The organism is Vibrio sp. NC2 (assembly GCF_025195005.1).
Classification (GTDB): domain Bacteria; phylum Pseudomonadota; class Gammaproteobacteria; order Enterobacterales; family Vibrionaceae; genus Vibrio; species Vibrio splendidus.
This window is the reverse complement of sequence record NZ_JANVFC010000004.1, coordinates 44,458-45,451: the sequence shown is the minus strand read 5'-3', so window position 1 is coordinate 45,451 and position 994 is coordinate 44,458. Positions and strand designations below refer to the sequence as shown.

Genomic DNA, 994 nt, shown 5'->3' with positions numbered 1-994 from the left:
AGGACGTTGCTCGTTTGGCAGAGCGATCGCTTTACGAATACCCACGCGAGGTGTCACTTCAGGTTGACTCTCAACCACAGGTAAATCCCAATCAACCCGCGCATACATAGGACATAAAATATCGGTCGCTGCTGTATCAGCCCCGCCACCTTCATACTGAACGGGACGTGTTGGATCAGCTTGCTTCACCCATTGATACATCGCATGGTGATTACGACCAATCCCCGACTCATTCCCCAACGACCAAATGATCACGCTGGCGTGGTTTTTATCGCGCTCCACCAGCCTTGTCATTCGTCTCATGTACGCATTCAACCACGACGAATCATTAGACAGTCGACACATCGGAAATTGACCATGGGTTTCCACATTCGCTTCATCAACCAGATACAGGCCATACTCATCACACAATTCATACCATAATGGGTGATTCGGATAATGAGCGGTTCTAACGGCATTGAAGTTGTTCTGTTTCAATAACTTGATGTCTTGAATCATGCATTCACGCGTCATGGTATGACCCAGCTCAGGGTGATGTTCATGGCGATTCACACCACGAATCAGCAACGGCTTACCGTTAACTTTGAGCAAACTATCGGTAATTTCAACACATCGAAATCCGACATCGTAAGCCTCACAATCGACAAGCTCATCATGTTCATTGAGCAATGACACCACACAACGATACAGATAAGGTGATTCGGCACTCCACTTGTTCGGATTCACCACTGAAATGCGGTGTTCAGCGACTTCAGACCAAGGTCCTTTCTCATCCACAACTCGCTCACCAAAGCCCACGATTTGAGGTTCACAAACCAACTGTCCTTGAGCATCATAAAGTTCAGCTCTCAGCTTATCGAAGCCTTCTACATCATTGCTGTGCTTGGTTATTTGCGTAGAAATATTTAAAACCGCATCGCGATAGCAAGCATCTAGCTGCGTCTCAATACCAACATCCTCGATTGCGACCTTGGGCTTTCTCAATAAAGTCACA

General features: G+C 46.8%; 1 protein-coding gene. It reads right to left on the bottom strand.

Going from position 1 to position 994, the window contains the following annotated elements; translation table 11 throughout:
* Positions 1 to 994, bottom strand: a 994-nt coding sequence (locus NX845_RS07350; RefSeq protein ID WP_311319402.1) for a glycoside hydrolase family 2 TIM barrel-domain containing protein, incomplete at both ends; no start/stop codon positions are given.